This is a genomic window from Streptomyces sp. NPDC088745, from assembly GCF_044751045.1.
Classification (GTDB): domain Bacteria; phylum Actinomycetota; class Actinomycetes; order Streptomycetales; family Streptomycetaceae; genus Streptomyces; species Streptomyces cremeus.
In genome coordinates, this window is sequence record NZ_JBIVLB010000016.1 from 127,147 (window position 1) to 136,691 (window position 9,545).

Annotated in this window: 11 protein-coding genes and 1 tRNA gene; 3 read left to right on the forward strand and 9 right to left on the reverse strand. The window is 71.5% G+C overall.

All coding sequences use genetic code 11. The annotated features are described in order from the left end of the window. Positions 1-147: 147 nt before the first annotated feature. From ACIP93_RS31630 to ACIP93_RS31645, 4 genes are read right to left on the reverse strand one after another with little or no spacing between them, the layout of a single operon-like run. Complete coding sequence (locus ACIP93_RS31630) at positions 148-2,454, reverse strand: hypothetical protein (RefSeq protein ID WP_401764421.1); 2,307 nt, start codon at positions 2,452-2,454, stop codon at positions 148-150. A 24-nt stretch (positions 2,455-2,478) separates the two neighbouring features. Continuing rightward, a complete protein-coding gene (locus ACIP93_RS31635) occupies positions 2,479-2,775 on the reverse strand; it encodes a ribonuclease E inhibitor RraB (protein WP_401764423.1) in 297 nt (98 codons plus the stop codon). Further along, the gene (locus ACIP93_RS31640) at positions 2,772-3,170 is read right to left on the reverse strand and encodes a hypothetical protein (RefSeq protein WP_325746284.1); all 399 of its coding nucleotides are present in this window, start codon (positions 3,168-3,170) and stop codon (positions 2,772-2,774) included. The genes ACIP93_RS31635 and ACIP93_RS31640 overlap by 4 nt, the downstream gene beginning before the upstream one ends. A gap of 52 nt (positions 3,171-3,222) precedes the next feature. Continuing rightward, entirely contained in the window at positions 3,223-3,423 is a 201-nt protein-coding gene (locus ACIP93_RS31645) for a hypothetical protein (protein ID WP_401764426.1), read from the reverse strand. A 379-nt stretch (positions 3,424-3,802) separates the two neighbouring features. Here ACIP93_RS31645 and ACIP93_RS31650 point away from each other — a divergent pair, with 379 nt between their 5' ends. Both ACIP93_RS31650 and ACIP93_RS31655 read left to right on the forward strand, forming a co-directional pair. Continuing rightward, positions 3,803-4,234 (forward strand): hypothetical protein, encoded by a 432-nt coding sequence (locus ACIP93_RS31650; protein WP_401764428.1) that lies wholly within the window; start codon positions 3,803-3,805, stop codon positions 4,232-4,234. Beyond that, the gene (locus tag ACIP93_RS31655) at positions 4,231-5,505 is read left to right on the forward strand and encodes an integrase (RefSeq protein WP_401764430.1); all 1,275 of its coding nucleotides are present in this window, start codon (positions 4,231-4,233) and stop codon (positions 5,503-5,505) included. Before ACIP93_RS31650 ends, ACIP93_RS31655 begins: the two co-directional genes overlap by 4 nt. A gap of 64 nt (positions 5,506-5,569) precedes the next feature. On the opposite strand, the gene ACIP93_RS31660 is transcribed toward ACIP93_RS31655, so the two are convergent. Together ACIP93_RS31660 and ACIP93_RS31665 are read right to left on the reverse strand one after the other, a co-directional pair. Continuing rightward, entirely contained in the window at positions 5,570-6,259 is a 690-nt protein-coding gene (locus ACIP93_RS31660) for a hypothetical protein (RefSeq protein WP_401764433.1), read from the reverse strand. Between the two features lie 465 nt (positions 6,260-6,724). Next, positions 6,725-7,438 (reverse strand): SpoIIE family protein phosphatase, encoded by a 714-nt coding sequence (locus tag ACIP93_RS31665; protein ID WP_401764435.1) that lies wholly within the window; start codon positions 7,436-7,438, stop codon positions 6,725-6,727. 167 nt (positions 7,439-7,605) lie between these two features. On the opposite strand from ACIP93_RS31665, the gene ACIP93_RS31670 reads away from it, so the two are divergent. After that, positions 7,606-7,682: transfer RNA gene (locus ACIP93_RS31670), tRNA-Met, on the forward strand. Between the two features lie 76 nt (positions 7,683-7,758). Here the strand turns inward: ACIP93_RS31670 and ACIP93_RS31675 are convergent. From ACIP93_RS31675 to ACIP93_RS31685, 3 genes are all read right to left on the reverse strand, one after another. Then, positions 7,759-8,289 carry a hypothetical protein gene (locus ACIP93_RS31675; protein ID WP_401764437.1) on the reverse strand — a complete coding sequence of 177 codons (531 nt, stop codon included), beginning with the start codon at positions 8,287-8,289 and terminating at the stop codon, positions 7,759-7,761. Between the two features lie 37 nt (positions 8,290-8,326). Beyond that, positions 8,327-8,605, reverse strand: coding sequence for a hypothetical protein (locus tag ACIP93_RS31680; RefSeq protein WP_398689126.1), 279 nt, complete (start codon positions 8,603-8,605; stop codon positions 8,327-8,329). Positions 8,606-8,815: 210 nt separating this feature from the next. Further along, positions 8,816-9,400, reverse strand: a complete 585-nt coding sequence (locus tag ACIP93_RS31685; protein ID WP_401764439.1) for a DUF6245 family protein — start codon at positions 9,398-9,400, stop codon at positions 8,816-8,818. Between the last annotated feature and the right edge of the window lie 145 nt (positions 9,401-9,545).

Sequence of the window (9,545 nt, forward strand, 5' to 3'; positions counted from 1 at the left end):
CAGTCCAGTGTTCACAGGACGTCCCGCAGGTCAGCAGGAGTATTCATTGGTCATTAGCCTTTCTCCGCTACTGCCGTGGGCAGTGGTCTCTGTTCGGTTCACGATCCTTGCCTGCCGCGGCACGGTCTTCCGGGCGCGAGCTTTCCATCATGAGCTTGAGGACGCCCGCATCACGAAAGCGCTGCGGATGCCCTGAATCGCTTCGTACAGCCGGTCTGCGGCTGCACTGCCGGGAGCGCCGAGGTCTTCGCGGGCGGCGTCGAGCAGGACAGCCAGATGCTGGCCGCGGATCCGGCCGCTGGCACTGCGCCTGGCCTGGCTCAGCGCGGCGTGGAGCTGCTGGCGGTAGATGCCCGGCTGGACCTGGGCGAGTCGACCGCGCCGCACGTCGACCTGTCCGGCCGCGCCGTACAGGTTGGAGCGCAGTCCGGCCGGGATGCGCAGGTAGGCCTCGTCGTCCAGCTCGGGCAGCGGCACCCAGGCGTCCTCCGCCGCGATCACGGCCCGGGCGGCGGAGTCCCGGCCGGCATGGGCCGGGCCGCGCCCGAGAGTGCGCCGCCGGTGTTCGGCCGTCCACCGGACGGTGTCGGTCTTGCGGCGCCGAACGGGGGCGATGGCGCCGACCTCGACGCCATCCGCGAGCACGCGGTAACCGCCCAGGTAGTTGGGGTCGGGCTCTAGCCGCCACGCGCGACCGCCGATCGTGCCCAGGTCCACCGGGCCGGTCTCCTCCTGCTGCGCATTGGCCGGGCCGAGGTCCTGAAGCGCGCGGAGCATCTGCCGGGCTTCCTTGCTGCGGCCGAGTTCCGCGGCGTCGAGGGCAGTGAGCTGGTCAAGGTCGTCATCGCCGGGCACCCGTAGCGCGGTGCGCAGGGCGGCTTCCCGGACAGCCTGCGGGAGCCGGGCCAGCTTGCCGGCGCGCTCCGATGCGATGGCCAATGGGATCACGGCGGCGACCAGAGCGTTCTGGTCCGGCTCGGTCAGTGCGGCGAAGGCGGCAGCCACTGCGGCCGCCGAGCCGGAGGCTGGGGCGCGGCGCAGCCCGTCTCGGACGACCGCGCCCGCGGCCTGCTCGCGGTTGGCGAAGTGCTTCTGGCCGTGGGGCGGCCGCAGCGGCATGGCGTGGCTCGTCCGGGCAGACCAGCCCAGGAGCGAGGTGCCGTGCAGGGAGTGTTCGGGCTGGATGCTGCCCGCGATCTCACCGTCGCGCAGCACCCGCCAGCGACTGTGATCGTCTTCGTAGCGCACCAGCGTCCACCCGGCCCCGCCGTGCACGCCCAGGTCCTCGATGGCGACAGGAGCCCTGGGTTCGTCCTGTGCGGCGTCGGCGTCCCCGTCGCTGTCGGCCGGGTCCGGACCGGGTGTGTGGTTGTCGTCGTGTCCGGCGGTCGTGTCCGGGGCGGGGGCCTTCCGGGCGGTGTTGAGCTCCGCTTGCAGGGCGGCCAGCTCCCGGCGGTGCCGCTCGCGTTCCTCCTCCAGCAGGCTGTTCAGTCGACCGTTCTCGGTCTTGAGTTCTTCGCGGTGGGTCTGGAGCTCGTCAAGACGGGCGGCCAGGCCGGTCTTCTCGCTTTGGGCGGCGGCGAGGTCGGCGGCCGCACGCCGATGCGTCTCCTCAAGACGGGTGTGCTGGCCGGACAACTCCTCCAGGCGACGGTGCTGCGTCTCGGCTTCGCCCTGGAGCCGGCCATGGGCGGCGAGGAGCTGGCGATGCTCGCCGGTAAGGGCGGTGTGGACCTGCTCCAGTTCCTCGTGCTGCGTCTTCAGCAGGTTGTGCGCGCCGCTGAGCTGCTGGTGGGTGTCGCGCAGCTCGCGATGCGCCTCGGAGAGCTTGTCGAGCGCGGCGCGGTCCGCGGTGGCGCGTCTGTCGGCGTCGGCAGCTTCGCCCAGCGCGCAGGCCGCCTCCAGCAGGGCTGCCTGCCGCTCGGTGCGGGCGTGCTCGGCGGCCTGCTCGCTGCGGGAGGCCTCCGCGCGGGCCGCTTCGGCATCGCCCACGGCCTCCTCGCGCCGCTGTTCGGCCTGGCGGACCTTCTCGGTGGCGTCGCTGGTGACCTGTTCGATGTGAGCGGCGACCGCCGCGGTGTCGGCGCCGGCCTCCTGCCCCTGGTGCACGGCCTCCAGCGCAGTCAGTACCCGGGGCAGCAGGGAGGCGAGGACCTGCTCCTCGCGGGCGCCCCGGGCTACGGCCTGCTGGACCGGTACGGGTTCCGGTGCGGCGGCGCGCTCCTTCTCCAGGTCCTTGCGTGCCCGGTAGGCCTTCTGACGGTCGCGCCGGTTGTTGTGCTGCACGCAGAACTTGGTTGGCGAGCCGGACTTGCCCGGCGGGCGCGGTGCGCGGGCGTTCGTGCAGTCGGGGAAGTCGCAGTCGGCGCCGCCGAACCCGGCCTCGATGAGCTTCCTGGCCAGCCACTCGTCCGTGGCGGCCGCCTTGCCGCGCCGGATGGTCTTCGTGGTCATCGCTGCTCTCGTCTCCCGGCCGTGTCAGTTCTCGTCGCGGTCGACGATCATCGGGTCCGTCACGGGGCGCCCGGACTCGTACGTCGCCTCTCCGCCGTCGTACTCGCCTCCGTGCCGGGTGACGATCGCCTCCACCTCGCGGTGTCGCTCGTCGAGGCCACCTACCTCGACATCACGCGCGGCCAAGAGCCGCCACTTCGGCGTGACTGCGGGGTCCGGCTCGTCGAGACGGGTGACGTAGTCCGCCAGGTCCTTCGCGCATCCCTCGGCGCTGGCCCGGTCAGGGAAGTACGCCCAGTGCGTGTAGGAGATCGTGCTCAACGTTCCTCGCCAGCATGCTGGTTCAGCAGGGTGTCCAGGGCCTGGGCCGCTGAGCGGGAGAGCTGCGGGCGGTACAGCGCGAACCATGCCCGGACGCCGTCGAGCGTCTGTGTGGCGTCGTCCTGCCACGCCGCGACGACCTCCCGGGCCCGCGTGCTCGCCAGATCGGCGTAGGCGGCGGGAACCTCGTTGGCGATGACGTCGCTGATGCGCTCGGCGAGGGTCCCGGTGGTGCCGGGGACTTCCTCGGCCTCCAGGCGGTCGGCCTCGGCGCGCAGCGCGGTGGCCTTCTCCGCGAACATCCGCTCGTTGTCCGTGCGGGGACCGGCGTCGGCCGGAGGGATGCGGTCCTCCAACTCGGCTGCTCTCTGGCGCAGTTCAGCAGGACTCGGCATGGCTTTCCCCGTTCGGGTTGAAGGTGGAGGGCGGCTGACGCGTGAGCGGGGGTCAGCCGAGGTGCCGGCCAAGGATGACCGCGGCGAGGAGCACGGGCGCGAAAATGCCGGCCAGGTTGATCAGGTTCATGAGCGGACCGTCACCGCCGCCGCGCCGTCGCCGTCGTCTCAATGGGTTCTCCTCGCTTCCGGCGTCCGGGGTCCGCGTTTTCGTGCCCGGCTGGTCACCGGGTCGTTCCGCACCGTAGAGCATGGATCTTGAACTTACAACTCAACTCACACACGATGACTGTTGAGTCGTAAATGGATGATGCGTAACTGCCTTTGACCTGCGGTGAAGCTCTGTGCGCCATTCTCAGGCGTGATGTGTATTCCCGGCCCGGTCATACCGCCAGCATCATCGTGCGTTCAGATCGCCTCCTGCGCCTTCGGTGCTGATCGGACGGGTTCCCGGCGCCGCATTTAGTTGAATCCCGTACGGGCGGGTGTCGGCCCTGCGCGCGGGTCCTGATTCCGGATACTCTCTGCTTAGCCGGAATCAGAAACCGACCAGGACACGACAAGCGGCGTCCGCAGGTATCCGGCTCACACAACGACTTCTGTGAGAAGGCCGGAGAGGAGCGGGGGAGCAGATGACGGTGGACATGTGGCACCCCCTGCCGGTGCCCACGACCGCGCCGTCCCGGGCACCGCGCATCATCCGCGACGAGATGACCGAGGTGCTGGCCAGGGTGGAGACGCAGACCAGGCTCGTCCGTGTCCACGGCGGGCGCCTCGATCACACCGCCCGCCAGGAGCGCCCCGGCCGGTGGCGCATGGCCTGCGGCACCCTGCCGGTGAACCCGCGCGACTTCGAACGCTCCCTGTGCGGTACCCCCTGCCTGGCCTGCGACCGCGCGCTGCGCCTTGCCGCCGACCCGGCCGCCGCCGCCGTGCGGGCCCACATCGCGACCGTTCAGCGCCGCCAGGCCGCCGGCCAGCCGCCGCTGCCCGGCAGCGAACCCCGCCCGAACCCCGCCGCCGAAGCCACCGCCCGCGCGCACGAGGAGCAGCCCGCGTCATGACGTCGACCGAACTCGTCACCAGCGCGGGAGCCGCTCCGGCCGTCCGGCGCCGGCGCCGCGCCGAGCCGGACATCGTCACCGCCGCCGGCGAGCGCCTCTCGGCCTCGGCCGCCCGCAAGCTCACCAACGCCGTCCCCCGCAACTCCCGCAACGCCCGGGCCAGCCGCTGGCACTCGTACGCCCTGTGGTGCGCCACGTACGACTGGGCCGAGGACGAGCCCAACGCGGTGCTGTCCTACCTCTCCGACCTCGGTGACCGCGGCCACCCGGCGACCTCCATCGAGGCCCACTTCAGCACCCTGCGCGCGATGCGTGCCATCCAGGGCGTTCCGCTGTCGGAACCGGAGATCAAGGCCTGCCGACTCGTCATCCGCCACCGCGCCGGCGAGGAGGCCGACGACCCCCTGGTGGAGCCCGGCCCGCTCCAGGCCGACCCCGTCGACCTGGACGAACTGCGGCTCATGGTGCGCACCCTCGACCGCACCACGGTGCGCGGGAAGCGGGACGCCGCCGTCCTGCTCATCGCCTGGTGGATGGCCGCCCGCGCCTCCGAGCCCGCCCGACTCAACCTTCACGACGTCAAGATCACCACCGTGAAGATCGAGGACGAGGACGGCCGCAAGAAGACCTGCCAGGCCCTGATCATCAAGATCCGCCGGTCCAAGGCCGACCAGGCCGCCCGCGGACAGGAAGTACGCATCCTCGCCCCTGCCGACCAGGAACTGTGCCCCATCCACGCGCTGCGGGAATGGCTCGACGTCCTCGCCGACGACGGCCAGCTCACCCCCGGTCCGCTGCTGCGCCGCATCGACCGGCACGGCAACATCGGCGCCAAGGCCGCCGGACGACGTCCCAAGGACGACCGCCGCCGCGGCGGCATCACCGCCGACACGGTCAACGACATCGTCAAGGCCGCCGCCCGTGCCACCGAGCTCACGCCGACGCCCACACCTCACGAGCTCGCGGCCGCGGCCCAGGCCAAGGAGGAGGCGCACGCCGCCGTCGAGGCGGCGCCCACCGCCGAGGAGGCCGACGCCGTCCTCAAGGCCTGGCGCACCGCCCGGCGCGCGGCCCGCGCCGCCGTCCGGCGCATCACCGCCCACAGCTTCCGGCGCGGCTGGATCCAGCAGGCCCTGGCCGCCGGTAACCCGCCCGAGACGGTCGCCCTGCACTCGCGGCACTCGCTGCGCAGCAGCGCCTTCGACGCCTACCGCCGCAAGAAGGTCCCCTGGAGGGAGAACCCGACCCGCTTCCTTGGCCTGGCCGCCTGATCAGCCCAACGAGGCCCGCGCCACCTCCAGTCCGCACGGCCCGCTGAGCCGCAGAACGGCGGGGCTACGCCGGGCCGGTCAACCACGGCGGCAGGAATCCCGACCCCGGGGAGACCAGGGCGACACCGTCGGGCAGCCGGCCGTTGACGTGCTCCACAAACGCGCCCGGCAGACAGGGCGACTCCTGGATCTGGAACAGGGCCTTCACCGCCAGCCGGGGCGTGGACAGCAGCCTCAGGACCCACGCCTGGGTGGTGCTGCGGTCGGCGGGCTGTGCCGTCTTGGTGACCACGACGCGGACCAGACCGTCCTGGGCACAGGCCAGCGCGGCGTGGTTGGTCGGCGTGAGCTGCACGGCCTCGGCGTACAGAAGACAGTCGTCCCACGCGATGTGGCTCAGGACGCCGCCCGGGGTGGCGAACACGACGCCCCACTGGGCCACGCCGATGGAGGGATCCGCACCGTCGGACCAGCCGTGCTCGATCATGTGCCGGTACGGATCGACACGCGGCTTGCCGGGCTCGGCGGAGCTCGGCCACTGGTGCACCACTCCCGGCGCGATGCCAGCCAAGGACCGGTTCCCCGGAGCCGTCCAGTTCGCGACGACCAGGGTGAGGCAGCCGGGGCCGCCGTTCCCGTACTGCCGCAGCACGACGAGCTCGGACTCGCGCCGTAGGCCGGCGGACGTGTAGGGCTGACCGGTCATGGCGGAACGGGTGCGGGCCGCGGACTTGCGAGCGTGATTCTTCGTCATCGGTACGTCCTTCACAGCCTGCGGCCCATGACCCGCCGGCCGGACAGCACGGACAGGACGAAACACGTGCTGATGCGGAGCACCTGCGGCCTGATGTTCGTCGCGGTCATGGGACGGGACGGGAGCCTTCGGCCGCACGGGGCCGCGGCCGACCATAGCCCCGAGCCCTTCACGTGGCCAAGTACGTGCCACCCGTCCGGGTGAACGCCCAGCGAGATGAGCCTCCGGTGCAGACTGCCCTCGATCGAGGGAGATGAGAACGCCCCTCGACGTCGTCGAGTTCGCCATCGCGCGCCGGGCGGAGAGACGCCGCCGCCATCGGACGCGCTGCCCTGTGGCTGTCTCGCGTACGGGGTGGCCCGGGCCGTGACCGACAGCGGGCACCCGGACTTCAACGAGGCCTGGCGGCCCTCCGCCGACGCCCCGAGAGTACGGGGCGCTGGCGGATGGCCTGCGAAACGCCCCTCAACGCAGCCGCAGTACCACCACGGTGGCGTCGTCCCGGTACCCACTCTCCTCGGCCTCGGCCGCCGCCACCAGGGCGTCGGCGAGGGCCTGCGGCCCGTCCGAGTGCTCGCTGCACAGCCAGGTGATCGTCTCCGTACCGACCTGGTCGGATACCCCGTCGGACATCACCAGCACGAGGCGGGCCTCCTCCTCGGGGATCTGCACCTGCCGGCACGTCGCCGCGCTGGACTGCGCGAGCCCCAGGCGTGCCCAGTTGTCGTGCTTCGCGGCCTCCAGCTGTACGGCCGCACCACCGTTCCACCGCAACCAGTTCCCCATGGTCTGGTCGTCGGACCAGAGGGTGAGCCCGGTGTCCTCCCGCCAGCCGTACGCACGACAGTCCCCGATCCAATGGACGGACGTCGGCTGCCCCGGCTGCGCGCAGGCGAACACTGCGGACGCGTGCGGCGGCCGGTTGTAGGCCGCGGCCATCTGCCCGGCCGTCATCAGTCCCGGCAGCCCGCCCAGCTCCATCCCGATGTGCGTGATCACCGGCGGGGTGAGCGCGGCGTACCGCACGGTGTCCGGGTGATGCCCGGCCCCGTCCACCACGGCCGCGCACACCATCTCTCCGCGCTGCTGCACGTCGACCCCGTCTGCGCACGGGAGCTCTGTGCCCGGCCGCTGCGCCCGGCCCACCGCGATCACTGTGCCCTTGGTTGCTTCCTTCACCGCGTCCTCCTTCGTCCCCGGGGCCGGCGTGGCCCTCCCCGCAACGGCCCGCGGTGACAGAAGAGTGCGCTAGGTACCGAAATTGAGGCTGATGGGGCAGTAGTGGCACCGCCAGGCGGAAATCCGGTCCGGGGCCGACGGCCAGTGGCGTAGGGTGGTCCTACCGACGCGGGGTGGAGCAGCTCGGTAGCTCGCTGGGCTCATAACCCAGAGGTCGCAGGTTCAAATCCTGTCCCCGCTACCAACGCACCGGCCCCCCTTCGACTTCATGTCGAAGGGGGGCCGGAAGCATGTAGGGGCGCCGCAGCCGTGCGATGCCTCTATTCCGCGCCGCGCTGCGCCTCGAAGGCCGACATCATCACCTCGTACGTCTGCTGCTTGCGGGCCGCGTGCTCAGGACTTGCCAGGTAGCGCAGGTGCTCCTCGTGGTCCCGCACCCTCTCCTCGTGTCGGCGGCGCCGCTGCTCGGCGACCCGCGGTGACGCGGCGGTGCGTATCGCTTCCGCGGCCACCTCCGGGTCCGGGGCGTCCACGGACATCTGGACTCGGGCGAGGACGTCTTGGCCAGCGGCGCTGGACTCCAGCCACAGCAGCATCCCGGGGTCCTCGTCGAACGCGAGGCGCAGCCGCTCCCGGCCCGGTGCCGTTTCCGTCAATGGGAGCAGTGCGGCCGGATCGTTGCCGGCGTGCACCAGGGCCGAGGCTTCCGGGTCCTCCTTGATCAACTCGGCGATCCGCTCCAGGAAAGCGGCCGTGCGCACCAGCCCGGCGGAGTTCGGGTCGTACGGGCGCGGCCCCGGGTCACCGTGCTCCCACGTCCGCGAAGCCTCGATCTGCTCGTTGATGTCCACCCGAACCCCCTACCCCTCGTGATCTCCGACCCTGACCCTACGAGGTTGCACAGCGGGCCGGTACAGCGGCCGGGGGCGCGATCTGCATCCGGGTGCCGTCCCAGAGCACCGTCTCTGCGGGCAGGATGAGCAGTCCAGCCTCCCCGTCCTGCCAGGCCGCACCAGTACGTCGCACCTGGACGGCCGCGCCGCCCGCACCGGCCATGTAGACCGTGGGGTCGACTTCCCATCCGTGCTGGGCGAGCCACGCCTCCAGCTGGATCATGTCCGACGGTGTCGCCCCACGCGGCCACTCGTACGTGCTCTCGCTGCTCATGTCCGTCCCCCGGGTACGGGCCGGACGCCCGGCCACTTGCGATCCTCCCATCCGGCACTGACAGACGGCTGTGCAATATCCGCGGGTGCTCGACCGGTGCCCTGTCAATGGACTGGGTAGCAGTCTGGGATTCGGAGACGTGACCCCGCCGCAGTCCCTTCGAATCCTTGGACACCGCCATGTCAGGGCGACCAATCGATGCCCGCTGCGTCAGTCGGTGACGGGCCCGATGAACATCTCGGCGACAGCGCCGGGCAGCGCATCGATCGCCGAGATGCCGGCCTCGAGTGCCCGGCGGGCACGGAGGAGCTGCTCGGGGATCTCGGTGGCACGCAGGTCGTCGACGGAGGTCACGGTCGTGCATGCCAGGAGGTCCAGCAGCGCGTTGGATGCGTGCGCGGCGGCCTCCACGATGGGTCCGGCGCCGCCTTCATTCATCCTCTTCAGCGGCTGACGTACCTGGCCCGCCTGCCAGTGCAGGACGCCCATGACGCCCACGTCGTCCGCGCCGGACGCCTTGAGGACCTGCTCGCGGGCCAGGCCGAGCTCACGGCCGCCGGCACCACTTTCGAGCATCCGACCCTCGGTGACCATCCCGGTGCCGATCGACGCCCCGTACAGGGCGTTCGCGAGGATGGCGGCCAGGACCTGCTCACCGCCGACCGCGGCGGCCTGCTGCGCGAGCTCGGCCTCTGAGGGGACGCTGGCGTACACACCGAGCGCCGACAGCGCGGCGGAGATCTCCGAAGCAGTGGGGGCGGGGCCGGCGGAGGATGCCTGGGGCGGAATCGTCATGGGTTTGAAGGTAGTAGATGCGGGATCGTACGGAACCCCTCCGCCTGAAGACGCCCACCGTCACCAGGCCCGTGGTAGGCCGTTCCTGTCGGTGCTGCACGGCCTTCTGGCCATCACGGATGGCCCGCGGCCCCGGGGCAGGCTG